General features: G+C 68.9%; 16 protein-coding genes. 7 read left to right on the top strand and 9 right to left on the bottom strand.

Annotated features, from left to right (window positions below):
- Window positions 1-225: 225 nt before the first annotated feature.
- The 8 genes from JHL17_RS25385 to JHL17_RS25415 form a co-directional block, all read right to left on the bottom strand.
- Entirely contained in the window at window positions 226-2,871 is a 2,646-nt protein-coding gene (locus JHL17_RS25385; RefSeq protein WP_200197469.1) for a glycosyltransferase, read from the bottom strand.
- Between the two features lie 451 nt (window positions 2,872-3,322).
- Entirely contained in the window at window positions 3,323-5,635 is a 2,313-nt protein-coding gene (locus JHL17_RS25390) for a glycosyltransferase family 4 protein (RefSeq protein WP_200197470.1), read from the bottom strand.
- 327 nt (window positions 5,636-5,962) lie between these two features.
- Window positions 5,963-6,316: an O-linked N-acetylglucosamine transferase family protein gene (locus JHL17_RS37285; RefSeq protein ID WP_345773876.1), complete on the bottom strand. Its 354-nt coding sequence runs from the start codon at window positions 6,314-6,316 to the stop codon at window positions 5,963-5,965.
- Window positions 6,256-7,989 (bottom strand): O-linked N-acetylglucosamine transferase, SPINDLY family protein, encoded by a 1,734-nt coding sequence (locus JHL17_RS25395; RefSeq protein ID WP_247893812.1) that lies wholly within the window; start codon window positions 7,987-7,989, stop codon window positions 6,256-6,258. The genes JHL17_RS37285 and JHL17_RS25395 overlap by 61 nt, the downstream gene beginning before the upstream one ends.
- Window positions 7,986-9,524, bottom strand: coding sequence for a tetratricopeptide repeat protein (locus JHL17_RS25400; RefSeq protein WP_200197471.1), 1,539 nt, complete (start codon window positions 9,522-9,524; stop codon window positions 7,986-7,988). Before JHL17_RS25400 ends, JHL17_RS25395 begins: the two co-directional genes overlap by 4 nt.
- A 97-nt stretch (window positions 9,525-9,621) precedes the next feature.
- Entirely contained in the window at window positions 9,622-10,446 is an 825-nt protein-coding gene (locus JHL17_RS25405) for a class I SAM-dependent methyltransferase (RefSeq protein WP_200197472.1), read from the bottom strand.
- A gap of 64 nt (window positions 10,447-10,510) precedes the next feature.
- Window positions 10,511-12,187, bottom strand: coding sequence for an O-linked N-acetylglucosamine transferase, SPINDLY family protein (locus JHL17_RS25410; RefSeq protein ID WP_247893813.1), 1,677 nt, complete (start codon window positions 12,185-12,187; stop codon window positions 10,511-10,513).
- A 65-nt stretch (window positions 12,188-12,252) separates the two neighbouring features.
- Entirely contained in the window at window positions 12,253-12,843 is a 591-nt protein-coding gene (locus JHL17_RS25415) for a D-sedoheptulose-7-phosphate isomerase (RefSeq protein ID WP_200197474.1), read from the bottom strand.
- Between the two features lie 216 nt (window positions 12,844-13,059).
- On the opposite strand from JHL17_RS25415, the gene JHL17_RS25420 reads away from it, so the two are divergent.
- The 5 genes from JHL17_RS25420 (at window position 13,060) to JHL17_RS25440 (ending at window position 23,003) form a co-directional block, all read left to right on the top strand.
- The gene (locus JHL17_RS25420; protein WP_200197475.1) at window positions 13,060-13,593 is read left to right on the top strand and encodes a hypothetical protein; all 534 of its coding nucleotides are present in this window, start codon (window positions 13,060-13,062) and stop codon (window positions 13,591-13,593) included.
- A 96-nt stretch (window positions 13,594-13,689) separates the two neighbouring features.
- Window positions 13,690-15,288, top strand: a complete 1,599-nt coding sequence (locus tag JHL17_RS25425) for a tetratricopeptide repeat protein (protein ID WP_200197476.1) — start codon at window positions 13,690-13,692, stop codon at window positions 15,286-15,288.
- On the top strand, window positions 15,288-18,305 hold the full coding sequence (locus JHL17_RS25430) for a glycosyltransferase family protein (protein WP_200197477.1): 3,018 nt from the start codon (window positions 15,288-15,290) through the stop codon (window positions 18,303-18,305). Before JHL17_RS25425 ends, JHL17_RS25430 begins: the two co-directional genes overlap by 1 nt.
- A 62-nt stretch (window positions 18,306-18,367) precedes the next feature.
- A complete protein-coding gene (locus JHL17_RS25435; RefSeq protein ID WP_200197478.1) occupies window positions 18,368-19,705 on the top strand; it encodes a hypothetical protein in 1,338 nt (445 codons plus the stop codon).
- A gap of 181 nt (window positions 19,706-19,886) precedes the next feature.
- Window positions 19,887-23,003 (top strand): M10 family metallopeptidase C-terminal domain-containing protein, encoded by a 3,117-nt coding sequence (locus JHL17_RS25440; RefSeq protein ID WP_200197479.1) that lies wholly within the window; start codon window positions 19,887-19,889, stop codon window positions 23,001-23,003.
- Between the two features lie 32 nt (window positions 23,004-23,035).
- On the opposite strand, the gene JHL17_RS25445 is transcribed toward JHL17_RS25440, so the two are convergent.
- A complete protein-coding gene (locus JHL17_RS25445) occupies window positions 23,036-25,249 on the bottom strand; it encodes a site-2 protease family protein (protein ID WP_200197480.1) in 2,214 nt (737 codons plus the stop codon).
- Window positions 25,250-25,389: 140 nt separating this feature from the next.
- Between JHL17_RS25445 and JHL17_RS25450 the strand changes: the two genes are divergently transcribed.
- Window positions 25,390-25,617, top strand: coding sequence for an antitoxin MazE family protein (locus JHL17_RS25450; protein ID WP_200197481.1), 228 nt, complete (start codon window positions 25,390-25,392; stop codon window positions 25,615-25,617).
- Window positions 25,614-25,991: a type II toxin-antitoxin system PemK/MazF family toxin gene (locus JHL17_RS25455; RefSeq protein ID WP_200197482.1), complete on the top strand. Its 378-nt coding sequence runs from the start codon at window positions 25,614-25,616 to the stop codon at window positions 25,989-25,991. The genes JHL17_RS25450 and JHL17_RS25455 overlap by 4 nt, the downstream gene beginning before the upstream one ends.
- The last annotated feature ends 2 nt before the right edge of the window (window positions 25,992-25,993 follow it).

The following is a 25,993-nucleotide window of genomic DNA, read 5'->3' on the forward strand; positions in this document are numbered from 1 at the left end:
TACATAAATTTCTTAGATAGTTTGATCATATTTCCCTTTAATGATAAATTAGCAGACAAAGATACGCATTCACTTTTAATTAGTAACTGGCAATATGGTGAGCGCTTGGTTGTGACATGAAATCCATCCAATAAGGTTTCGCAAACAGATTCTTTTCCCTTTATCATTATAAAATCAAACCCCTGTCTAAATATTGGCGAAAAATAAAATAAAAATACAAATAATTTATAATAGAAACCTTGTGAATGGGGCGCCCATGCGGTTGAAAGCGGCATTATGGAAGGGATCTCCGATTATCTCTTTCCACTCCGCTGTGATCCTTCTCAGATCGTTACGGTAAGTGTCGTAGCCCGGTTGACCGAGCAAGTATCCGCGGGTCTTCGACTCAAGATGGTACAGGCAAACCCTGGGATCGTAGACCACCCGCCGTCCGGTATGCCGCACAGCGAGGCAGTAGACGATATCGTTCCAATCCACGGGCCAAGTCGGGTCGAAGCCGTTCACGCGCTCGAACACCGCCCGGTGAGTGACCATGCAGGCGCCGGTCACCGCGGCGGCGGAGCGCAGCACGAGGTTGCGGCCGAGATAGCCGCCCTCGTCGCCACGCATCCCCCGCCCGTCATGCACCGCTCCCTGCTCCTGGCTGGTGACCACGCCGGCATGCTGGATGCTGCCGTCGCCGTAGAGCAGGCGCCCCCCCACCACCCCCACCTCGGGCAGGCGCAGCGTCGCCACCGCGCGGGCCAGCCAGCGGGGGTCGGCGGCCATGGCGTCGTCGTTCAGGAAGACCAGCACCTCGCCGCTCGCCTGGGCGGCGGCCAGGTTGTTCATCAGCGCCCAGTTGAAGGGGCCGCGATAGGGCATGACGTCGACGCCGCGCTGGGCGCGCATGGCGGCGATCAGCCCGACGCTGTCGGGATCCTCGTTCTCGTGGTCGATCACCAGGATCTGCAGCGGCCCGCCATAGGCCTGGCGGGTGCGCAGCAGGGAATCCAGGCAGTTGCGCAGCAGGACCGGAGAGTTGCGGGTCGGCACGATGACGCTGACCGGCGGCAGTTCGGCCGCGGGGAATTCGATCTCGCAGGCCTCGACCAGGGTCTGGCCGGCCTCGCCATCCTCGCTGACCAGCTGCGTCCGCCGCGCCCGCAGCTCCAGGCCGCGGCGTCCGGCCCAGGCCTCGACCGCCGCCGGATCGCCGGTCAGCAGCCGCGGCAGGCCGGCAGGGTCGCGCAGGTCGACGGCCTGCTCCAGCCCGTAGAGCACCGATGCGATGTGGCGGATGCCGCCCGGCGCGGCGCAATCGGCCAGCCGCAGCATCAGGTCGTGCATCCCGGACGGCGGCACCCCGTCGGCGACGGCGAAGGCCTTCAGCAGCGCGTCCGCGGCCACCATGGCGATCGGGCCGAGATAGTCGTAGGCCAGCAGCATCACCGGGTCGAAGTCCGGCTTGAACACCGGGAAGAGCTGCGCGGCCTTGCCGCCGCGGCCGGCGAGGGCGACGTCATGGTCGCTGTAGGCGACGGTGGCGCGGCCGGCGGTCCCCGGCTCCAGCGCGCCGAGGAAGGCGGCGAGCGCGTCCGGCCGCAGGATGCCGGCGCGGCCGACCAGCAGATGGCCGCCGGCCGCCGCCAGGGCGGGATGGCCGGCCAGCAGGCGGGGCAGGGCCGCGGGGGCCGCGACCACCAGGCGGCCGGCATCCTCCAGCGGGCGGAGCAGCGCCCGCGCCTCGTCGCCGAGGCCGTCGTCGCTGCCATTATCGTCGGCCAGCACCGTCACCATCCAGCGGCCATGCGACTGCGCGTCCAGCGAGGCGAGCATGCGGCGCAGCGGCGCCGGCGCCAGGGCGCCCGTCCACAGGATGAGATTGACGGTGAGGTCCGCCGCCGCGGCGGGAACGGCCTGTCCGGCCGGCGGGCGGTGGCAGGCCAGCAGGCCCTGCGCCTTCAGGCTGCCATAGGCCGACAGCGGTGGGCTGACATTGCGCAGGGCATGGGGAAGCTGCCGTTCCAGGCTGGCGAGGGTTTCCTTCACCGACTGGATGGCGGCCAGCATGTGGCCGAGCTCGTCGAGGGCGGCCGGCAAATTGCTTTTGACGTAGAGGTCGCTGCCGAAGGGGGCCTTGGACTGGGCGTCGCAGACCCGCAGCATCGCGCCGCGGGCGGCGAGGTCGGCATGGGCCGTCGGGATGTCGAAGCTGAAGCCGTGCTCTCCGCCGCTGCCGATGCGCTCGCCCAAGCCGGGGACGAAGCGGTCGCAGCGCGCCGCGCCGATGAAGCGGCCGCCGAGCGTCAGCTCCAGCACGATGCGTTCGGAAAAATCGCTGGCGTTGGCACACCAGCCCGACACGGTGCCGGCGCCGCTGTGCGACAGCTCGCCGATCAGGCGGCGGGTGGGGGCGAGCTCCAGCGCCGCCAGCCGGCCCTCCAGGCCGCAGCCGGCCAGCCAGTCGGCCACCGCGGCCGGCAAGCCGGCGCGGAAGCCGTCGTCGCGCAGGATGGTCAGCAGCCAGAAGCGCCAGGAGCGGCTGGTGGCAAGGCGCTCGCGCGCGGCGGCCGACAGGGGCAGGCGGTCCAGCGCCCAGTGCCTCAAGGCCTCGTCCGGCGCCGGGGCCAGGACGACATGCGGCAGCACGGCCGTGCCGGTGAGATTGGCGACGACGCCGTTGAGGAACTCCTTGCGCATCAGGTAGAGGCCGAGGAATTCGCCGAGCGTGCAGCCGGTGGCGGCGGTGATCTCCTCGACGCTGGCCGGGTGGCGGCCGAAGAAGAGGCGATAGCCGTTGAACGCATCCTCGAGGCTGGTGCGCGCCGCGGCGTCCCGGCCCTGCGCCGGCGCCGCTGCGTTCCCAACCAGCTTCAGACCGCCATCCATCCCCATCTTCCCCATCCCGACGGTCAGGCCCGATCCCCACGGATGACATACCGGAGGATGCAGTGCCCGACCTCCTTCACCTCTGATCCAGGTGCGGTGGCCAGTGTTCCGATCCCATTCCGAGTCCACACCATTTGATGGGAACGCCAAATGGAATATCAGGGTAACTCCTGATCGGTCTATAGCCAAAGGACAAAGAGAAAATCAACCTCATTGTGTGGTTGTATAAGTGATGTCACAATACAAGCGCATCAAATATAGATTTCTCAATCTTCGGTTAAGGCTGGGGTGTCTGCAGGGCAGGGAAGGATGAGAGAGCCGCTGTGGCTGGGGGAGAGGCGCGGAGCGAAGGATTGGAGAGGATTCCGCCAACTCTCATCTCGAATGGGTAGGGTATGGCGGGATCGGGGGAACCGCCGTGTGGCATGCGGTCGCAGGGTTCGTTGAGCGATCACGCCTCTGCCATGGCCGAGACGCCGCCTTTCAACAAGGCATCGATCCGCGAGGCATAGAGGTCTTGCAGCACCGGGCGGGCAAAGCGGCGGCGGGCGACGTCCATGCCCGCCGTCGCCCGCCTTGCGGCCTCGCCGCGATCCTCCCACACCCGCCGCATCGCTTCGGCGGCTAGGCCGACATCGGGCTCGAACCAGCGGGCGCCGGGGGTGACGCCGAGATACTCGTCGCTCTCCAGATAGCGCTCGCGGCCACCGACCAGGAAGGCGGTCTCGTCGCTCATGTAATCGAGGTTGGCCGAATAGCGCGACGCGATGACCGGCTTGCCCATCATCATCGCCTCCACCATGGTGTAGCCGAAGCCTTCCGCCCGGTGCAGCGAGACATAGGCGTCGCAGGCGCGCATCTCGGCCAGGGAATCGGCGTATGACAGCTCGCGGTCGCGCACGAGGATGCGGGGATCGCCCCCGACCAGCCGGTCGAGCTCCAGCTTGTGGGCGAGATCGGCGACGCCCCGGCTGGCCTGCCGATAGCGGATGCGCAGGACGAGCCGCACCCCGGTCTCGCGGGGGAAGGCTTTCCGGAAGGCGCGGGCCACCGCCAGCGGGTTCTTGCGCGTGTACCAGCTGCGGGCATCGAAGCAGAAATAGAAGGTGAAGGGCTCGGCCTTCGGCCGCTCGCCGGCGGCGGCCTTCAGCACGCGCTCGTCGACGCAGTTGGGCACGACATGGATGGGGCCGGTGAAATGCTGGGCCAGCGCGTCGGCGCAGAAGCTCGACATCGTCCACAGCTCGTCCATCAGCTCCAGCGTCAGATGGGCCGAGCGGGGCAGGGTGCTGGTCTCCCACAGGAAGAAGCCGATGTTGTAGGCCCCGGCGAAGCGTTCCAGCCCATGGTTGATCATGTCGCCCGGCGCGCCCAGCAGGCCGAAATGGATCAGGTTGACCGGGTAGAGCTCCTCGCCGGTGTGGCGGCCGGGCACGGCCATCATCGGCATCGTCACGCCGAAGCCGGCGTCCTGCAGGATGTCGCGGGAGAACAGGGCGTTGCGGCTGATGCCGGTGCCGCCGTCGAAATAGCCGAACAGGTTGACGCCCTTGGCCTGGGCCGTGCGCGGCAGGTGGCGCACCACCGGCGCGCGCTGCCGCTGGCACAGGGCCGAAAGGCTCAGGCTCTGCGCCCCCGGGACGCCCAGGCGCGCGTAGAAGTAGGCAAGCCCGGTCATGACCTGCCCTTCATGCCGGACCGGCGCGTCCAACAGGGCGCGCACCTCCGGGGTCAGGAACAGATCGTCGAGATTCCAGCGCACCAGCCACAGCGAGATCGCCAGCAGCAGAAGAAACAGCGTCCGGTCGTCCTGCAGATCGAAGGCGGCGGCGAGATCGGGGTCGCGGCCATGCATGCCGGCGTAAAAGCGCGAGATCAGCCCATGGCGGTCGATTCCCGCCGGTGCGTTCAGCTCCTCCACATGCCGCGGCGCCAACGCCTTCTTGGGCAGGCGGGCCTTGCCGAACATCCAATGGGTCAGATCGCACAGAGCGTCCGTCCCGCCGCCCGCCGCCATGTCCGCCGCCGGCCGGTAGGCCGAGAACAGGCGCGAGCGGAAGTTGCCGGCGGCGTCCTCGTCGCCCGAAGCCAGATAGGCCGTCACGTCGGCCGGCAGCGGGCACCAGGCATGATCGGCCAAGCCGAAGCGCTCGGCATGCAGCACCAGGAAACGGGTCAGGTCGGCGGCGCTGCGCAGATGGAAATTGGGCGCTTCCTGCAAGCGGTGGAGCTGGTGCGCCAGAAAGCTGCCGACGGTCAGCTCGGCCCCCTCGAAGCCCTCGGCGGGGCGGACCAGCCGCGCATCCTCCGACCGGTCGCGTCCGCGCTTGGTCTGGCTGGCCGCCTTGGACAGCGCGTTCACGCACAAGGCCTGGCGCTCCGGCGTCATGCCGGACAGCGCCTTGTCGATCACCGCCCGGCGGAGATTGGTGACGAGCGGAGCGCCCGGGATCGACGCCGTCGTCCCATGGATTTTGACGTCCACGCGGCAGTCCTCGGTCGACAGCAGGCCCTCGGGCAGGGGAATGTTGAAAGCGAGAAAGCCGTTGCGGCCGGACAGGTTGGTCAGCGCCTTGTGATGCTCGTTGCAGGCATGGGTGCCGAGAAAACGGCCGTCGACGTACAGATCGACCAGGCATTCCTCGGCAGGATTGCTTTGGTTGTGCAACCAGCCGTAGATCTTGCGGCTGGTGACGAACTCCAGCCGGCCCTGGTAGGTGGCCCCCTCCTGGGTAGCGGGCCTGAACGGACTGAGCGCGTTCATCCCGCCTCTCCCGGCACGGCGGCCCGCCCGCAGCAAGGGCGATGCCGCGTTGAAGCGCACCGGAACAGGCTCAACCGGCAGACCGTCGGGGATGCGAAGACAGTCAGAAGAAAGTTAGAGACCGAAGTATTTCTCGGCATTGTGTCAGCCATACCAACAAAGGAATATCCTTAAGCGGCATGCTAGCAAAGTTGCTTACGGCTTGGTTAGGAATTTTGCATCAGGTTGCAACTTTGAAACACGTTCGTTGCGCGACGATGCATGCTTAGATAGGCCTGAGACGGCAAGCGGACCGGGAAAAGGATGCATCCTCTCCCCGATCCGGGCTCAGCCGGCCGGCAGGATGAACCCCTGGGGGGGCCGGCCGGCTTGGTGCAGCGACCACATGACCTGATAGGCACGCTCCAGGTTGCGGGCGAAGCGGCGGCTGTCGAACAGCGGCGCCGTCATCCGCCCCTCTTCCAGCCGCTTGCGGAAGCCGGCGCGCCGGTCGGGATCGCCGGCGAGCGCCACCGCCAGATCCTCGTAGTCGGCCATCGACCGCATCACCGTCTCCGGCAGGCCGGCGGCGTTCAGCAGGCTCGCCGCCACCCGGGAGGCGAAGGTCCCGCCCAGGCAGGTCACCACCGGGCAGCCCGCCCACAGCGCGTCGCTGGTGGTGGTGTNGGGCAGCCCGCCCACAGCGCGTCGCTGGTGGTGGTGTGACCGGTGTAGGGCAGGGTGTCGAGCGCCAGGTCGGCGACGCGGTAGCGGGCGATGTGCTCGGCCAGCGGGCGGGGCGGGGCGAAGACCAGCCGGGCCGGGTCGACGCCCCGGGCCTCGGCCGCGGCCTTCAGGTTGCCGGCGGCCAGCGGGTTGGCTTCGAACAGCCACAGCACCGATCCCGGCACGCGCTTCAGGACGCGCATCCACAGGGCGAACATGGCGGGGCTGATCTTGTAGGCGGTGTTGAAGGCGGCGAAGACGACGCCGTCCTCCGGCAGGCCGCAGTCGGCCCGCGACGGCACCGCGTCGGGCAGCGGGCGGTGGCGGTCGTTGATCTGGTAGGCGTCGGGCAGGATCGCCAGCCGCTCGGCATAGAAGGGCTGGTGCTCCGGCGGGGTGACGAAGCGGTCGCCGATCACGTAATCCATGTGCGGGCAGCCGATGGTGCCGGGATAGCCCAGGTAACTGACCTCGACCGGCGCCAGCCGGCGCGACAGCAGGTCGAGCCGGGTCTGCTTCGTGTAGCCCTTCAGGTCGACCATGATGTCGACGCCGTCGTCGGCCATGCGGCGGGCGACGGCGTCCAGCGGCACGCTGCGGATGTCGCGGAAGCGGTCGAAGGCCTTCACCAGCCGCTGGCGCATGGCGCTGCCGTCGTCGGGGCCGTAGGAATAGGCCAGCACCTCGAAGCGGTCGCGGTCGTGCAGCTCGAACAGCTCGGCCGCCAGATAGGCGGTGGCATGCTCGTGGAAATCGGCCGAGACATAGGCGATGCGCAGCCGGCCGTCGGGGCGGGGGGTGACTCGCGCCGGCATCGGCGGGGCGGAGGGGCGCTTGACCAAGCGGTCGTAGAACAGCCGGGCCGAGCGGTCCTGCTGGGCCGGCGTGGTCTCGATCGACAGGGTGGCGAGCGGGATGACGACGCCGCCGTCGCGGTCGATGGTTTCCCTCACCCGGGCGCAGAGCCGGTCGTAATCGTCCCAGTCGCACAGCGTCTGCATCAGGTACAGGTGATAGCACAGCGCTTCGGTCTTGGCCGGGGTGAGGGCCACCGCGCGGGTGTAGGCGATCTTCGCCTGGCCCAGCCGGCCCAGCTCGCGCAGGGCGTGGGCATAGCCAAGCATCGCCTCGGCATGGCCGGGCTCGACGGCCAGCGCCCGGCGCAGCGCACGCTCCGCCTCCGCCACCCGATGGCTTTCGCGCAGGGCCACGCCGAGGTTGGTGGCGGCGAGCGCGTCGACCGGCCGCAGTCGGAGCGCGCGGGCGAAATCGGTCGCCGCCCCGTTGCGGTCGCCCAGCGCCAGCCGGGCGGAGCCGCGGTTGACGTAGGCCTCCGGCGTGGCGGGCGACAACTGGGCGCAACGGTCATGCGCTGCCAGGGCCTCGCCCACCCGTCCCAGCGACTGCAGCACGGTACCGAGATTGCCGTGGCTGTCGGCCAGTTCCGGCCGCATGGCGATCGACTGGCGCAGAATGGCTTCCGCTTCCTGCGGTCGACCCTGCATCATCACCGCCACGCCCAGAAGCTGGGCGACCTCGCCCGTTCCGGGGACTGCCTGCAGGATCGCCCGGCACAGTTCCTCGGCCTCCGCCATCCGGCCCGCGTGGAAATGCCCCAACGCCAGCCGCATCGCCTCGTTCAGCGTCATCGCAGCGTCCCTTCAGCGGGGTTCGGGGTGGCCTGCCCTCCGGCATTCGCCGCCACTTCGGCCGTCACCCGGTCCATCACCTCGGCCCAGTCGTTGGACGTTGCCTGACGGAACAGGCGCATGGTCGGATACCAAGGGCTGTCGAGCCGGTCGCGCATCCAGCGCCAGTCGGCGAACCATTTCAGCACCACCCAGGTCGGCCGGCCCATGGCGCCGGCCAGATGGCAGACCGAGGTGTCGCAGGTGATGATCAGATCCAGGTTCGCCATCACCGCGGCGGTGTCGAGGAAGGCGTCCGGGCCGGCGTCGAAATCCGCCCCCAGCTCCGTCACCGCCACCCGGTCGCGCAGCCGTTCCAGATGGTCCAGGCCCGATACCTTCTGCAGGCTGTAGAGCCGGACACCGGGCAGTTTGCCCATCGCCTCGAAGCACTCCAGCGGGATCGACTTGCCGGTCTCGTTGCCGTGCCAGTTGATGCCGACGCGCAGGGCCGGGCGCTTGCCGCCCTCCAGCCGCTCCAGCCGCTCCGCCCAGCCGGCCTCCAGCTCCGGTTCGGCCCGCAGATAGGGCACCCCGCCGGGGACGCTGTCCGGCGTGGTGCCCAGCCGGTGCATCAGGCTCATCAGCGAGATGTGGTAATCGTAGGGCGGCAACGGCTCGCCGAAGGCGAACAGCCCGTCCAGGTCGGGGGCGGTCGACAGCACGCGCTTGAGTGCCGGCTGGCATTCGTAAAGCACCCGCGCGCCCATCCGCTTCAGCATGCAGGCATAGCGGATGTACTGGAAGGAATCGCCCAGGCCCTGCTCGAAATGCACCAGCAGCGTCTTGCCCGCCAGCGGCTGGGCCTGCCACAGGACGCCCGGCATGTCGCGCTTGCGCCAGACCGGCTGCTCCAGCCGGCCCTCATAGGCGACGGTGCCGTTGGGATAGTCGCCGGCCATCAGCAGGCAGGTGCCGAGATTTTTGCGGTATTCCGGCTTGCCGACGTCGATGGCGAGCGCACGCCGGTAGTTCAGCGCCGCGTCCTGCGGATGGCCGAGGCTGAGGCTGACGGCGCCCAGGTTGTTGTGGTTGACCGCCACATCCGGCTCGACGGCGACCGCCAGCCTATAGGTGGCGTGCGCCCGCTCGCCTCCGCCGATGAACATGAACAGGTTGCCGAGTGTCAGCAGCGCACCCGGATAATCGGGCTTCAGCTTCACCAATTCCTTGAAGGCGATCAGCGCATGCTCGATGTGGCGGCGGTCGAGCAGGATGCCGCCCAGCGCGTTCAGCGCGTCCGGATAGTCGGGTTTGAGCCGAAGGGCCTGTTTCAGCGCGTCCATCGCCTCGTCCGGCCGGCCGGCGGCGCGCAGGCACAGGCCGAGGTTGCCGTGCAGGGCGGCGATCCCGGAGTGTTCGGCGATCAGGCGGCGGAAAGCCGCGGCCGCATCCTCGAAGCGGCTGGCCTGGAACAGGACGGCGGCGCTGTTGAACGCTTCGATGAAGGCGGGCGAGAACTGGGAAATGGCAACCCCCGGCGCTTGGCCGCGCAAGACCCCCGATGCGCGGAACCGGGGCTTCTTACCCCAAGAGCTTGGCCATCAGCAATAAAGGGCTGGCAAAGGGCGGCGATCGGCCCTTTCCACCGCCTTATCCCTGCGGCTTCCGGCCGATCGCCGTCCAGGAGATCTCGTTGACCCAGGCGAGGCGGACATCCTCCAGCCCGGCGGCCGTCATCAGCCCCTCCACCTCGTCGCGGCGCCAGTAGTTGGCGATCTTCGGCAGCATCTGGTCGAACACGATGGAGCGCAGATGCGCGAAGTCGAAGCGGCGGATCAGGCGGAAATACTCCAGCCGGTCCAGACCCAGCCGCAGCGCCAGCCACAGCAGGGCGGTCGGCGGCAGCGACAGCGCATGGACCAGCCCGATCGGCAGCCGGCTGAACAGCGCCTTGCGCAGCGGGTCGGCGAAGCGGACGATCCAGCCGTTGTTCTCGCGGCCATAGACCCAGACCATCACCTGTCCGCCCGGCTTCACCGCACGCACCATGTTGGCGAGCGCCGTCTCCGGATGGGCCAGATGGTGGATGACGCCGATGGAGAAGGCGAGGTCGAAGCGCTCGACCTCATCCAGCTCATAGGCGCTCTGGCGGCGCACCTCCATGGCCGGGTGCGGCGCCAGCGTGGCGCGGGCCGAGGCCAGGCTGCGCTCGTCGATGTCGATGGCCAGGCCGCCGGCGGCGCCATAGCTCATCGGCCAATGGCTGTTGCGCCCCATGCCGCAGCCGACGTCGACGAAGCTGAGGCCGCGCCAGTCCTCCGGCTTGAGGAAAGGCGTCCAGCGGCGGAACTGCTCCTCGTAGATGTCCTTCAACTCGGCATAGCGGCCCCATTCGTAGCCGAAGCGGTCGGCCGACCCGCTGTGCACCGCGGACGCGGCGTCGGGGGCGGGGGAAGAGGGCGGCGCTTCGCTCATCGCGGCGGTCCGGTGTTGTGGATCGGGAAAATGGGCTATCGGTAGAAGCCACGGGGCGGGCTTGTCAAGCCGAGCGCCCGGTTGCGGCATCGTCGCACCAGCGCCGCCACATCAGCCGGTAGGCGGTCTCCAGGTTGCGCATGAAGCGCCCCTCGTTGCACAGCGCCGACGCCCGCACCCGCTCGCGCATGCCCATGCGCAGCCGCATCAGCCGGGTGAGGTCGCCGGCCAGACCGGCGGCGATGGCGGCATAGCGGTCGGGGGTGACGGCGACCAGCTCGGGCAGGCCGATGGCGGCCATCAGGCTGGCGCCGACGCGGGCGGCATGGCGGGACCCTGCCAGCGTCACCAGCGGCGCCCCCATCCACAGCGTGTCGCAGGTGGTGATGGTGCCGTTGTAGGGATGCGGATCCAGCGCGATGTCGATGCGGTTGTAGGCGGCCAGATGCCCGGCGGCGTCCTTGATGAAACCGACGAGATCGAGCCGGGCCGGGTCGATGCCGGCGGCGGCGAAGCGCGCCCGCACCATGGCGGCGGTGTCGGGATCGGACAGCGGCCGGTCCTTCAGCAGCAGGCGGGAGTCCGGCACCCGGCGCAGCACCTCGGCCCACAATGCCACGGTGCCGTCGGTGATCTTCGACAGCTTGTTGAAGGACCCAAAGGTGACGTGTCCGGTGGCGCCTGCCGGCAGCGGCACCACGGGCGGTGCGGAGGCCGGCGGGCGGAAGCACAGGAAAGGGGCCGGCAGCCGGACCAGCATCTCCACCGCGTGGGCGTCGGCCGGGCCGACCGGGTCGCTGATCGGGTCGACGATCCGGTAGCCGATCGATCTCATGCCGGTGCCGTTTGGATAGCCCAGCCACGTCACCTGCACCGGCGCCGGACGCCGTGCCAGCATCGGCAGCCGGTTCAGCCCGGAATGGCCGGCGAGGTCGACCAGAATGTCGATACCGTCGGCGCGGATCCGTGCAGCCAGCGCCTCATCGTTGAGATCGCCGACGGTGCGCCAGCCGTCGGCCTGCGCTTTGAAGCGGGTGGTGTGCGCGTCTGCCTGGGCATCCGGCAGGATCGAATAGCAGATGATCTCGAAGCGGGTGCGGTCGGCCGCTTCAAACAATGGGGTGAGGAAATAGCCGCCCAGATGTTCGCGGAACTCGACCGAGAGGTAGCCGATGCGCAGCCGCTTGTCCGGATCGGGACGATTGGTGTGGGGGGCTGCCAGCGGCTGCCGGTCGTCACGATCGCCGAACCGTTCGTCGAAGCGCCGGTGCTCGGCCAGCAGGTGCTCGCCGGGCAGGTCGAGATAGTTGAGGCACAACAGCCGCTGGCTGGCGACGCGCGGATCATCCGGCATCTGCGCCTCGGCTTGGCTGAAGGCCGATATCGCAGCCTCGGCGCTTCCGCACAGCTGGAGCGCCACTCCGAGATTGAACCAGACGCCGGCGCTCTGAGCGGGGTTGGAGCGCAAGGCGCGCTCCCAGCAGCGCACCGCCTCTTCCAGCCGCTCGGCGCCATAGGCCGCAGCCCCCAACCCGACCAGGGCCTTGTCATAGAGCGGTCGCAGCGCGAGCGCGATGCGCAGGGCGGCGGCGGATTCGACCGGCCGTTTGAGGTCTCCCAGAACGATGCCGAGGTTGTTCCACAACTCGGCGGAGCTGCCGTCCCGCGCCAGCAAAGCCCGGTACAGCCGCTCGGCCTCCTCCAGCCGTCCGGAGGTCAGGGCGGCCAGGGCCTGCTTCATCACCTCACCCACGGACAAGGACGCCGTCGTGGGAACCGGAACGGAATCGAGCATGGGCACGCGCTTCAGCCGGCCAGGCGGGCTTCGACCTGCTCGCACAGGTAATGGTAGAGGCAGATGTGGACCTGCTGGATCAGTGGGGTAGAGCGCGACGGCACGTCGAGCAGGATGTCGCTCAGGCCCGCCATCTTGCCGCCGCCCTCGCCGGTCAAGGCGATGGTGGTCATGCCCAGCTGCTTGGCCACCTCGAAGGCGGCGATCACGTTGCGCGAGTTGCCGCTGGTCGAAAGACCGAGGATGACACCGCCCGGCTCGCCATAGGCCTCGGTCTGGCGCGAGAAGACGGTGTCGTAGGAGTAATCGTTGCTCCAGGCGGTCAGGACGGCGGGGTTGGAGCTAAGGCAGATCGCCTTCAGTCCACGCCGCTCCTTCAGGAAGCGGCCGACCAGTTCGCCGGTGATGTGCTGGGCGTCCGACGCGGAACCGCCATTGCCGCAGACCAGCAGCGCCTTGTTGGCGCCCAGTGCCGCCGCGACCGCATCCACCGCCGCCTCGACCCGCGCCGGATCCAGGCTGTCCATGGTGCGCCGCAGGACATCGATGGCGGCGGTGAGGCAGCCGTGCAGCGAGGGGGAGGAGATGGCCTGGGAGTCCATGGGGCGGAACACCTTATGCTTGGACGATGGTGCATGGCGCCGGGAGGAGGCTGCGGATGGTCGTCCCCTTCTTTACGCCTGCGCGGCCAGTGCATCCTATGGATCGCGGGGGCCTGTCAACTGCAAGCCGCGCAATGACGGCTTTCCCAGGCTGCCCGGAACGCCTATTTTCGCTCCTATGCCCCGACGGCGGGGCGAGCATGCCAAGGGTGGCCTATGACGACGCGGACGGTCCGGCTGGGCCCCCTCAGCGTAAAGATGTACTGCGCGATCGGCATGATCGCCGTGTCCTGGGCGCAATTGGAAGACATGGTGTCGCTGTGCATGTCCCGCCTGCTCGGCACCGACCACACCGAATTCCTGCCGATCGCCTCCAACATGCAGGTCAAGGCGCGCTTCGACGCGCTGAAGTCCATCGCCGGCCTGCGTCTGCCTGCCGACGAGGCCAAGGCCCTGATCGCCCGCTGCGACGAAGCCTTGGAACTGGGGCGGGAGCGCAACAAAATCCTGCACGGGTCCTGGATCCAGGGCGAGACCGACGACGTCGCCATCCGCCTGAACTACCGCGCCCACGGCCGCATTTCGGCCGACGCCCCCGTCATCTCCGCCCGTGAGATCGCCGAGATCAGCGACCGCATCACCATGCTGACCGAAGCCTTTGCCCAAGCCCTTCAGCGCCTTGGTCTGCTCGACCCCAAGAACCCGATGCGCAGCCCCGTCCGTCCGCCGGAGAAAACGGCCGGAGCGTGAGGCCGCCCCAACGGTGGGCAGCCCTGTTGCAAGTTCGCCCCGGTTCCATGATCTTTCCGCCTCTCCGGCATGACGGCGAACCTCGATGCGGTTGCGATGAGCCTGACCCAGCAAATACTCGCGCGTGCCGTCGAACGGCACCGCGCCGGTGAGACCGACGGCGCTGCCCCCCTCTACCGCCTCGCCCTTGCCCTCGCTCCGGACCAGCCGGACGCCCTTCACCTTCTGGGCTTGCTGACGCGCCGACAGGGCCGCCTTGCCGATGGGGTGACGCTGATGGCGCGCGCGTTGCGGGTGGCGCCGGGTCTGGGGGCTGCGCTCGGCAACCAGGCCCGTGCCCTCATCGACCAGGGACGGCTCGAAGAGGCGATGGCCCATTTGCGGCGCAAGCTGGCGGTCGAGCCGTCCTGCCGGGAGACGCTGGTGCAGCTGGGTGGCGATGCCCTGGCCAGAGGAAGCCTTGACGAGGCCGAGCCGCTGCTGCGGCGTGCCCTCGCCCTGGGCGGAGACGGGGCGAACGGCCGGGCCAAGCGTGCGCTGGATCGCTGCGCCACCGCGCGGGTCTTGAGTGCCGAGGCTGCCGCTCCCTCCTTGCCGCCGGGGCTGGTGGTGCGTGGCGTGTTCCGCGACAGCAGCGGCTACGCTTACAAGGTCCGCCGGTTCGTGCATCATCTGGTCGCCGCCGGCATCCGGATCCGGCTGGTGGATCTGAACCATGGCGATGTCGACTTGCTGCCCGACGGGCAGATCGCCCCCCTGCTGGACACGCTCCACCAGCCAGTGCGTGCCAAAGCCGTCTTGAGCTTCACCACGCCGCCGGCGGTCGAGGCGGTTCCCGGGCTGAAGACCATCACCTACACCGTTTTCGAGGCCGCCCAGATCTTGCCGTCCTGGGCGGCATACAGCCGCCGCCACGACCATGTCGTCGTGGCGACAGAGTCCTCGCGCGCCGCATGGCTGCGCGCCGGCCATCCAGCCGACCGGATTCACCTCTGTCCCGAGGGGGTGGAGGCGGTGCCGGAAGGGCTGATCCATCCTCTGCCCCTGGTCGATGGAGCCGGACGGCGGCTGGCGGATTTCCCGGTGCGCATCCTGAACGTCTCCGACTTCAACAGCCGCAAGAATCTGGTGGGACTGCTGCGGGTCTGGTTGCGGACGACCCGGCCCGGCGATCCGGCCGCGCTCGCCTTGAAGCTCGGCAAGGGGGGCCGCATCCTGGAGGGCTTCCAGGCGCTCTTGCAGCAGGCCGTGGCGGAGACCGGCCGCAGCCTGCCGCAGGCGGCCCCGATCTTCCTGGTCGAGGCTCTGCTGTCGGATACGGAGATGCTGTCGCTTTATGCCAGCGGTACCCATTACTGGAGCATGTCGCATGGCGAGGGCTGGGATTTGCCGATGACCCAGGCCGGAGCCATGGGCCTCACCCTGCTGGCTCCCGATCACAGCGCCTATCAGGCCTATGTGGACGGCCATGCGGCCCATATGATCCCCAGCTGGGTCACGCCCGCCTTTCATGGCTATCAGGGCCAGGACTGGTGGACCCCCGACGAAGGCGAGGCTTCCCGCCTGCTGCGTGCGGTGATCGACGATCCCGCCGGAACCCGCCGGTCGGCGCAAAGCCACCTGCTGGATCAGTTCAGCTGGAAGAAGGCGGCCGACCGGCTGGTAGCGCTTTTAAAGGAACTGGACGCCCTGTGATGATCGTCTCGCCGTCGGGTCCCTCTACGCTGTTCTGCTGCTTGGCTCCGCCCGACTATTACCGCCGACCGCTGTTCTCGGAGCGCGAGGTGTTCTGCGGCCCCGGCTGTCCGACAATGGAGACTGGCGACGGCTTCTCCTCGCTCAACACGCCGGCCGGCGAGTTCGATTTGGCGACCGTCGTCGCCCGGTTGCCGGCGCACCAGCGCCCGGAGCTGATCGTCGTCAAGGCGGATGCCAGCCGCGACAATCTTCCCCGTGGGCTCGACCGGCTGCCGGGCACCAAGGTGCTGCTGGTCGGCGACACCCATCATTTCGCCAGCCCCCTGCGCACGCTGCTGGCTTATGGCGCGATGGAGAGCTTTGACGCGGTGGTGCTCGACCACACCCGCCAGCATGCCCATGTCTTTCTGGAGGCGGGCTTCGAACGCGTCTATTGGATTCCGGCGGTCGACTATGCCCTGCGCCGACGCGACATTCCTGCCGGTGCCACCCGTCCCCTCACCTTCGTCGGGCAGGTCGGCGTCTATCACCCCTGGCGGCGCCATGTGCTGGAACGGCTGGTGGCGGCCGGGCTGCCGCTGGCCGCGATGCGGGCCGCACCGGAAACGGCGGCCGACATCTATGCCGATTCGCAGATCACGCTGAACGTCTCGCTGAACGGCGACCTCAATCTGCGCGTTTTCGAAGCGCTGGGCGCCGGAGGCTTCTTGCTGACCGACGCGCTGTCGCCCGACGCCGGGCTGGAGCGCTGCTTCACCCCCGGCCGCCATCTCGCGACATACCGCTCGCCGGACGAGTTGGCGGAGCTGACACGCCATTATCTCGACCACCCCGAGGAAGCGATGGTGATCCGTCGGGCCGGGCAGGCGCATTTGCTGGAGGTCCACAGCCCGCAGGTCAAGCGCAGCCAATTCCTCGCGGCCGTGTTCGACGACCGCGTCGATCCGGTGCTGGAGGTGCGCTCCGAGCGGCGGGGTTCCGGGGCGCTGCCAGCCTTCGGCGCCCGCTTCCGCCGCCGAATGGAGGCCTATGAGGCGCTGCAGTGCCTGCAACTGACGGCCTCGCATGTGAGCGTCCATGGTGGGGACGTGGAGTTGCTGGCGATGACCCGCGACCTGGTGCGCGTCGGTTTCGCCGATCCGCGGGAAGACGCCGCCCCCATCGTCCTGCCGCTGCCCGCCCCTGCCGGCACGGTGCGGGCCGAGGCGGTGACGGTGATTCCATGGGGGGTGCCCTGGTCCGGCATGAGGCCGGACACGGAGCTTGGCAGGGCGGAGGTCGACGGGCGGATGGCCCGGCTGCCGGGCGCCTTCGTCCTCTGCCCTACCGCCTCGGCGCGCGACCATGCCGCGGCATCCAAACATCTGGCCGGCTGGGGCTTCGCCTCGGCCGAGAGCGGCGGCATCCTGTTTCATTGCACCGACCCTGTACGCTATGCCGCCCGTTCACTCGCCGACGCCACGCTGCCGACAGCTCTCCGGCATGCCCGCGTGGCGGCGCTGGAGCCGCATCTGGCGACCGCCGATCAGGCCATCGGGACGGCCCGGCTGGCGCTGGCGCTGGGGGATGCCGCTTTGAGTGAACGTGCCCTCCAACGCTGCGTGGCCCTTGACCGCCAGCGTCCGGATGCGCTTGCCGAGCTTGCCCGCCTGTGTGCCGCCGCCGGCCGCGCCGCCGAAGCCGCCATCTATGCGAATGAGGCCCGCCGTGCCGCTTTGGCGGCATCTCCCACTCCCATCGACCTGCTGCCGGAGCTTGATGCCGACACCCTTGCCACGCAGGCCGGCGGCCATCCGGGGCTGGAGCGCTACCGCACGCTGTTCCGGCCGACGGTCGTTCCCTCGACCGGCGAGCGCCGCCGCATTCTGGTGGTGACCAACCTGTTCCCACCGCAGGAGTTCGGCGGTTATGGCCGCAAGCTGTGGGAATTCTCGGCCGAACTGATCCGCCGCGGTCATGAGGTGAAGGTGCTGACCGCCGATGTGCCCGACCTCGCTCGGCCGGGCATGGCCGGAACCGAGGACATCGAGGCGCATGTCGATCGCTCGCTCACCCTCTACGGCACCTGGAAGGACGGCCGCGCCGTTCTCCACGACGATCCGGCCCGCGGCGCCGCCCTGATCCGTTCCAACATCCGCCGCGTGTTGGAGACCGCCCGCGACTTCCGCGCCGAGGCCTGTCTGGTCGGAAACCTCGATCTGCTGGCAAGCGAGTTCCTTGACCCGCTGACCCGGCAGATGGGGGTTCCGGTGCTGCATTGTCTGGGCAACCAGCATCCCGGCTACGCGCCGGAGGCGGCACCCCGCTCCCCCCTCTACCATGCCGGTCCGGCCAGCGGCTGGGTGGCCGAGCGGCTGGCCGCCGCTGGCTATGGCCTGTCTTCCACCCTCATCCATCCCGGTGCACGGGTCGATTACTTCCACCGCGCGGTGATGCCGGCGACCGACCGGCTGCGCATCGCCTTCGCCAGCTTGGTCGTCAATTACAAGGGGCCGCAGACGCTGATCAACGCGCTGGGGATCCTGCACACCCAAGGCATCGACTTCGACTGCACGCTGGCCGGGGAGGCTCCGGACGTTGATCTGCTCGCCCGCTGCCAGGACTATATCCAGCGTCACGGCATGGCCGGCAAGGTCAGGTTCGCCGGCTTCCTGGACCGCCGCGGCCTGTCCGACCTGTTCGCCTGCTGCAACGTGCTGGTCTTCCCCAGCGTCTTCCAGGAACCCTTCGGCATCTCGCAGGTGGAGGCGATGGCCGCCGGCCTGACCGTGATCGGCAGCGGCACCGGCGGCAGCGGCGAGGTGTTGCGCGACGGAGTGGATGGCCTGCTGTTCCCGGCGGAGGACCATGAGGCTCTTGCCGGCCGCCTGCGCCGTCTGGTGGAGGACCGGGCCGGCTGGTTGCGCCTGGCGCTGTCGGGTCGCGACCGTGCCAGGGACTTCACCGTCGCCCGCTCGGTCGACCGCATCGAGAAGGTGTTCGAGGCGCTGATCGCGCACAAGACAGGAGCGTGACGCTATCCTGACGGGGCGACAGACAGGGTTGGAAGCCCAAGGCCGGAAAGGCGAGGGTGTAGATGGATGAGCACAAATTCCAGCAGGTGGTCGACGCCATCGCCCGTGCGCTGGCCGGAGATTCCGCAGCACTCGACCGGGAGCTTTGCGCCATCGAAGCCGGCGGCGACCACGAGGGGCTCTATGCCGCCCTGGCGCTGCTGATCTCAAGGATCGGCGACAAGGCGGAAAGACGGCGACTGACCGAGGCGCTGATCGATTGGCGAAGCGGCGACGAAAGGCTGTATCTTGCCCTCGCAAACCGGATGGCCTTCTCCGGCATGGGCATCCTCGAGCGCGACCCGGCGATTGCTCAGCATGGAATAGCCCTGCTTACCCAGGCGCTTGAGCGTGGGCGGCCCTCCTCCTCGCGTCTGCAGATCCACGCCAATCTGGCGTTCCTGTTCAATGAGGTCGGGCGGTGCGCTCTGGCGGAAGCGCATGGCCGCGCTGCGGCCGGCTGTCCGAACGCCATCTTCCATCTCTGGCTTGGCGAGGCCCTGTTCCGGCAGGGCAAATATACCCGTGACGCGCTATGCGCCATCGATCTGTCGTCTCTTGCCATCCGTCGCGCCGGAGCCGCCTTGGCCACGGTGGATGCCGCTGATGCTGCGTTCCCCTTCAGGCCGACGACCGCGCATGTGCTTCTGGCATCGGTGGATGCCGCCTATTTCAAGCGCTACGCCGCCGCACAGATCCTGAACCTTCACGCGCTGGGCTCGGCGGTGGCGGTCCATTACCACATCCTCAACGCCGACGACGAGGTCGAGAGGTTGGTCGCGCGCCTGCGGGAGGTCGTCGGTGCCCTGCCGCTTACCATCACGCGTGAAAGCTGGGAGCGGCGTGGAGACGCCGTCGACAAGCCTTATTATGCCTCCTCCCGCTTCCTCATCGCGCCCGAGGTGATGCTACGACACAAGGCGAACGTCATCGTGTGCGATGCCGACGTGCTGTTCCGGGAAAAGCCGGAGGATATCGTCAAAGCAGCGGGGGAGGCCGATGTCGCCCACACCGATTACCGCGGCGAGCCGCTGTGCAGCCGCTACAATGCCTCCTTCGTTCATTTCCGCCACAGCCGGAGCGGCTATCTGACGCTTCTGATGATGGCCGACTTCCTCAGGACCAACTTCGGGCGCTGCTACATCTGGATGATCGACCAAGTCGCCCTGTTCGCCTGCGTCGAACGCGCGGCCCAGCTGCTGGGAAGCGAGATGACGCACGCCGCATGGCCGGACACCGTGCTGCCGCCACGCCTTGGGGATTCGCTTCCGCTCATCCTGACCGGGGCGCTCGCTGGAAAGCACGGCAACAGCCCATACAGTGCTATGCGCGAACAAATCCTGCGGGCCAGCGGCTTTTGAGAAATGCGGCTCTGACCGGTTGGGCCTAATGGATGGTATTGCACAGGCTTTGGTCCATGGGCCATGGCATGGGGCAGGGTCGGTGAGAAAAAAGGTCCGGGTTCCCCTCCTCTTTCGATAGGGGAATGGAAGGTTGTAGAGTGACGGAGCCGCAGCCCGCGGCGCGGATTTCCTGCCGGCCATGACGACCACCATCACCGACCTGTCCGTTTCCCCGGCCGGCGTTCCGGCTGGCATTGCGTCCACCTGTTCCTGCCTGCTGTGCAGCGCCGCCGGCTGGAGTGCCGCCCCGATCGCCACAGGGCCGGAACCGCAAGGAGCGCCGCAGGGCGCCGCCTCCGTCACCGTTTCGGCCCTGCTGGCGCCGGGAACGCCGCGCTGGGGCGGCGGGGTCGGCAGCGGGGCGACGGTCAGCTACAGCTTCATGGAACGGGCGCCGTCCTACGCTTCGGGCACGGACTCCACCGGCTTCGCGCCGCTGTCCGGCACACAGCGCGACGCGGTGCGCCAAGCCTTCGCCGCCTGGAGCGCCGTCGCCAACATCTTCTTCGTCGAGACCTCCGACGGCGCCAACAGCGGGCAGGGCGGCTCGATCCGCCTCGGCACCAACCGGCAGGGTTCCAGTGCCGCCTACGCCTATTATCCGACCGGGTCGCTCTATGACGGCGGCGGCGACGTCTACCTCTCCAACACCGCCGCCACCAACGCCAGCCCGACGCCCAGCAGCTACGGCTACCTGACGATCCTGCACGAGATCGGGCATGCCATCGGGCTGAAGCATCCCGGCAACTACAACGCCACCGGCGGCGGGGGCGAGCCGCCCTACCTGTCCACGGCCGAGGACAATTACCGGTACACCATCATGTCCTACAACCGGCACCCCAGCCTGGGCCTGAACGGGCTGGCGACGGGGCCGGCGCTCTACGACATCGCGGCGGCCCAGTACCTGTACGGCGCCAACACCAACACCCGCATCGGCGACGACCGTTATGTCTTCGCCGGCAACGGCGTCGCGGTCACCCAGGCCATCTGGGATGCCGGCGGCACCGACGGCATCGACGCCAGCGGGCAGGTCTCGGCCGTCACCATCGACCTGACGCCCGGCGCCTTCAGTTCCATCGGCCCCAACGGGTCAGGCGGGCTGGCGGTGGGCAATGTGGCGATCGCCGCCGGCGTCACCATCGAGAACGCCGCCGGCGGCAGCGGCAGCGACATCCTGATCGGCAACGGCGCCAACAATCTGCTGGCCGGCGGGGCCGGCGACGACACGCTGACCGGCGGGGCCGGCGACGACACGCTGCAGGGCGGCGGCGACATCGACACCGCGGTCTACAACGGCAGCCGCTCCTCCTACACCGTCACCGTCACCGCCGACGGCGCCACCATCTCTGGCGTCGGCGAAGGCACCGACACGCTAACCGACGTCGAATACGCCCTGTTCGCCGACACCCGCATCAGCCTGATGCCGCCGGCCGTCGTCGCCAGGCCCGGCCGGGTTTCCATCGGTTCGTCGATCGGCCTCGCCGGGCTGGTGACGGCGTCCGATCCAACCGGCGGCCTCGTCACCCAGTATGAGCTGGTCGACAATACCAATGGCGCCGGCTCCATCATGGTCGGCGGGGTTGCCCAGGCGACCGGCGCGGTGGTGCCGCTGAGCGCGGCCGCCTTCGCCGGCATCACCTTCGCCGCCTCCGCCCTGACCAGCCTCGACGAGTTGTCGGTGCGCGCCTACAACGGCGTGGCCTGGAGCCGCTGGGTCGGCTTCACCATCGCCTCGCGCCCGGCCAACCGGCCGCCGGCCGTCCAGGGCGACAAGACCCTGACCGCCCTGGAAGGCGGGTCGGCCATCGCGCTGGGCATCAATCGGCCGAGCGACCCGGACGAGGGGGACGGCATGACGGTGACGCTGGCCCGGCTGCCGGCCGCCGGCACGCTCCGGCTGGCCAACGGCACCGCCGTCACCGGTGGAATGACGCTGGGTGCGGCCGATCTGGCCGGCCTGACCTATCAGGCGCCGGCCAGCACCCCGGGCTCGCCGGGCTCCTTCGCCTACACCGTCACCGACAGCCAGGGTGCCGTCAGCGGCCAGACCGTGACCTTGCGGGTGACCTCGCTGGCCGAGACGATGGCCGGCTTCGACCCGTTGGCCTACCTCGCCTCCAACCCGGATCTGGCCGCCGCCTTCGGCACAGACGCGGCGGCCGCGCGCGAGCATTACCTGCGCTTCGGCCGGGCGGAGGGACGGGCGACCCAATCCTTCGACCCGCTCTCCTACCTTGCCGCCAATCCCGATCTGGTGGCGACCTTCGGCACCGATCCGGCGGCGGCGAGTCGGCATTATCTGGCTTTCGGCCGGCGGGAAGGGCGGCCGGCGGGCAGCTTCGACCCGCTCTCCTATCTGGCGGCCAACCCCGACCTTGCGACGGCCTTCGGCAACGACAGCGTGGCGGCCACGCGCCATTACCTGTCCTACGGCCAGCGGGAGGGGCGGCCCACCCGCTTCGACGGTTACGGCTATCTGGCGTCGAACCCGGATGTGGCGGCGGCCTTCGGGATCGACCCCGCCGCCGCCGCCCGCCATTACGTGACCTCCGGCCGGATCGAGGGGCGCGGCATCACCTTCGACGGCCTGGGGTATCTGGCCGCCAACTCCGATCTCGCAGCGGCCTTCGGCACCGACACCGCCCAAGCCGCTCGTCACTACATGCTCTATGGACGGCGCGAAGACAGGCGCATCGGCTTCGACACGCTGACCTATCTGGCGGCCAACCCCGATCTGGCGGCTCGCTTCGGCAACGACCCGGCACGGGCGGAGGAGCATTACATCCGCTCTGGCAGGCTGGAGAACCGGGCGATCAGCTTCAACACCCATGATTATCTCATGGCCAACCCCGACCTCATGAGCGCGTTCGGCGCCAACGAGCAGCAGGTGAAGCTCTATGTCGTCCTCTACGGCACCACGCCGAGGCGCGACGCCGCCGGCTTCGACCCGCTGAGCTATCTGGCCGCCAATCCGGATTTGGCCGCAAGATTCGGCACCGATACTGCCGCCGCCACCGCCCATTACCAGTCCGGCGGCCAGACGGAAGGCCGGCCGACCCGATTCAACGCGCTCGCCTATCTAATGGCCAACCCCGACCTCCAGCGCGCCTTCGGCAGCGACCAGCAGCAGGCGCTGGTCCACTTCATCACCTACGGCCGCAACGAACTGCGCCCCAACCCGATCGGCTATGCCCGTCCGCAGCCGGCCGGATTCGCTGCGGCGGCTGAGGGGATTCTGGCGGTGGGGATGGCGTAGGTCGCCGTCTGTCACGATCCGGAAAGAGCCGATCAGAACCCCGTCTCGCGGATCAGCACCGACGCGGCGATGCGCCAGAAGCGTTCGGCGATGCTGCGGGCCTCGCCCGTCACGCGGACGATGCCGCGGGTGACGCGCTCCGGCCCTTCCCGTCCGGTGCCGGAGGCGGCCGGGTCGACGTCCAGGGTGATGCGGTAGACCGCTTCCACCGGGGCGAGCGCGCTGCGGCCGCCTGCGGCATGCTGCTGGCCGGGTTGCGGGCCACCCTGTCCCTCCACCGCCACCGGGCCGCCATTGACCGAGGCGAGCGCCGGCACGTCCAGCACCGAGACGGCGACCGGATCGACCGCGCGCAGCTTCGCCGCGCGCCGGGGGGCGAGAGGGTCGTCGGGGTGGAACCGCGCCCCGGCTCCCGGGCTCAGCCGGTCGAAATCGCCCTCGCCGACATAGCCGACCAACTCGCCGGTCCCCGGCGCCACCACCATCGCCAGCGGCAGCTTCGGCCCGATCCAGCGGCCTGGCGTCAGCGCATCCTCCATGTCGCGCACGGTGCCCGCTAGCGGGGCCCGCACCACCAGCCGATCGCGGCTGTCGAGAAGCCCCTGCCGCTCGGCCAGGGCGGCGGCCAGATCCTCTTCCATCGCCCGCACACGGTCGAGCTGCTCGCGGCTGGCGGTCAGGCGGGCGATCTGTTCCTGCATCCAGTCGATGCGCAGCTCCGCCTGGCGCAGCTTGCCCTCCAGGTCGGGAGCGGTCAGGCGGAACAGCGGCTGGCCCTCCACCACGCCCTGGCCGCGGGCGATCAGCGTTTCCTCCAGACGGGCCGGGAACGGGGCGTAGACGGTGGCGAAGCCGGATGCCCGCCAGACCACCGGCACCGACACGGTGGAGGTCACCGGCAGCAGAGTCAGCCCGGCCGCCGCCGCCAGCCCGGCCAGCGTCAGCCCGGTGCGCAGGTTCACGCGGAAGCGGTCGCGCAAGCCCCACCAGGCCTTGGCCTCGGTCAGGAAGGGGCGGGCGACGAACCAGCCGATCTCGATGGCGAACAACAGGATCCCCAGAACCTTGATGGCGACGTGGTAGACCAGCAGCGCGATGCCGAGGAACAGCACCAGCCGGTAGACCCAGGTGACGTAGGAATAGACCAGCAGGATGCGGCGGCGCGCCGCCGGCATCTCCTCCGGCGGGGCCATGCCGAGCCCGAACAGCCATTCCCGCAGCTTCCAGCGCGCAATGGCGAAGGCGCGTTCCTGCAGGTTGGGCACGTCGAGCGCGTCGGACAGCAGGTAATAGCCGTCGAAGCGCATGAAGGGGCTGAGGTTGATCGCCAGCGTGGTGATCCAGCTGACCGTCGCCAGGAAATAGGCGGCGCTGCGCAGCGGCCCGTCGGGCAGGAAGCTCCAGGCCAGGGTGGCGAAGACGGCGATCGTCAGCTCGGTCACCATGCCGGCCGCCCCCACCGCCAGCCGCTGCCGGCGCGAGACCAGCCGCCAGGCGTCGGTGGTGTCGGTGTAGAGCACCGGCCACATCACCAGGAAGGCCACCCCCATGGTCGGCACCCGGCAGCCGAAGCGCTTGGCGGTGTAGGCATGGCCCAGCTCGTGGCAGATCTTGGTGCCCAGCAGCGTGACGCCGTAGAGCGCCAGCCCTTCGGGAGAAAAGAAATGCTGGAAGGTGTGCAGGAAGGCGTCCCACTGCCGCGCCACCAGCAGCCCGGCTAGGACGGCGGTCAGCAGCACCAGGACCATCCAGGTCCGGCTGTAGAGCGGCGCCACCAGCCCCATCGTCGCCGACAGGAAACGGTCCGGCCGCAGCAGCGGGATGCGGAAGAACAGGTAGTTGTGGACCAGCCACCAGAACCAGCCGGTGTGCCGCGCCGCCGACTGACGCGCCAGATAGGCGGTGTCGACGGTGACGGTCAGGTTGTTGGCCGCCAGGAACTGGTAGAAGCCCATGACGTCCTCGGGCGTCGGCTCGAACAGGCTGTCGCCGGCCACCGCCGCGGCGATGGCGCGCGGGTTGGCGTGGTGCCAGTGGGCGATCAGCGCGAAGGCTTCCGGCCCGATGCGGAAATAGCGGTTGCGCACCGGATCGTGGATGGTCCAGCCCGGCGCCCCGTCCTGCCCCGCCGGTGCCGGCAGCAGCGCCAGATCGTCGCGCAGCCCCGGCAGCCGCAGGGAGGCCAGCGGATCGGCGGGGGCGGAAGCGACGGCGCGGAGACCGGCGGGGGGGATGGCGATGGACACGGGAGGACGGCGTCCTTTTCGGGAAAGCGATTCAGGAATGGCGTGGACGCATGGAGCGGAGGCGGTGCGACACCCGCATCGCCGTTGACGGCTTGGCCGGAGAGGCCCAGGTTACATGTAACCGATGACAGGAGGCCGCCATGCCTGCAATCCGCCGGACCTCGCGCGAGAAGGTGAAGGCGCATCGCGCGCGGCTCCGGGCGCAGGGGTTGCGTCCGCTGCAGATTTGGGTCCCCGACATCCGCAACCCGGCCTTCGTCGCCGAAGCCCGGCGCCAGTCCCTGGCGGTCGCCCGCAGCCCGCGGGAAGCCGAGGACCAGGGCTTCGTCGATGCCGCGGGCTGGGGATCTCTGGATGACGGCGAATGATGCGGGGCGAAATCTGGACGGTGGCCGGCGGAGCCGGCTACGCGGGAAAGCCACGGCCGGTCGTCATCCTGCAGGACGACCGCTTTTCCGGCACCGCCTCGGTCACCGTCTGTCCGTTCACGATCGATCCGACCGACGCGCCGCTGTTCCGCCGGCTGGTCGAGCCGACCGGCGGCAACGGACTGGCCCAGCCTTTCCGGATCATGGCGGACAAGATCATGACGGTCCCGCGGGCCAAGGTCGGGCACCGGGTCGGCACGCTCGAAGCCGCTCCTCTGGCCTGGATGGGCAAGGCCGTCCTCGTGTTCCTCGGTCTGGCCGGAAGCGGCCTTTCCGAAGAGGGGGCGGCATCCGGTCAGGCTCTTGCCGAGTGATG

The organism is Azospirillum endophyticum (genome assembly GCF_016595245.1).
GTDB lineage: Bacteria > Pseudomonadota > Alphaproteobacteria > Azospirillales > Azospirillaceae > Azospirillum > Azospirillum endophyticum.

Excerpts from the sequence above, each read along its gene's own strand:
- JHL17_RS25385 (WP_200197469.1), bottom strand. The coding sequence starts at position 2,871 with ATGGATGGCGGTCTGAAGCTGGTTGGGAACGCAGCGGCGCCGGCGCAG.
- JHL17_RS25390 (WP_200197470.1), bottom strand. The coding sequence starts at position 5,635 with ATGAACGCGCTCAGTCCGTTCAGGCCCGCTACCCAGGAGGGGGCCACC.
- JHL17_RS25405 (WP_200197472.1), bottom strand. The coding sequence starts at position 10,446 with ATGAGCGAAGCGCCGCCCTCTTCCCCCGCCCCCGACGCCGCGTCCGCG.
- JHL17_RS25410 (WP_247893813.1), bottom strand. The coding sequence starts at position 12,187 with ATGAAGCAGGCCCTGGCCGCCCTGACCTCCGGACGGCTGGAGGAGGCC.
- JHL17_RS25415 (WP_200197474.1), bottom strand. The coding sequence starts at position 12,843 with ATGGACTCCCAGGCCATCTCCTCCCCCTCGCTGCACGGCTGCCTCACC.
- JHL17_RS25420 (WP_200197475.1), top strand. The coding sequence starts at position 13,060 with ATGACGACGCGGACGGTCCGGCTGGGCCCCCTCAGCGTAAAGATGTAC.
- JHL17_RS25425 (WP_200197476.1), top strand. The coding sequence starts at position 13,690 with ATGAGCCTGACCCAGCAAATACTCGCGCGTGCCGTCGAACGGCACCGC.
- JHL17_RS25430 (WP_200197477.1), top strand. The coding sequence starts at position 15,288 with ATGATCGTCTCGCCGTCGGGTCCCTCTACGCTGTTCTGCTGCTTGGCT.
- JHL17_RS25435 (WP_200197478.1), top strand. The coding sequence starts at position 18,368 with ATGGATGAGCACAAATTCCAGCAGGTGGTCGACGCCATCGCCCGTGCG.
- JHL17_RS25440 (WP_200197479.1), top strand. The coding sequence starts at position 19,887 with ATGACGACCACCATCACCGACCTGTCCGTTTCCCCGGCCGGCGTTCCG.
- JHL17_RS25450 (WP_200197481.1), top strand. The coding sequence starts at position 25,390 with ATGCCTGCAATCCGCCGGACCTCGCGCGAGAAGGTGAAGGCGCATCGC.
- JHL17_RS25455 (WP_200197482.1), top strand. The coding sequence starts at position 25,614 with ATGATGCGGGGCGAAATCTGGACGGTGGCCGGCGGAGCCGGCTACGCG.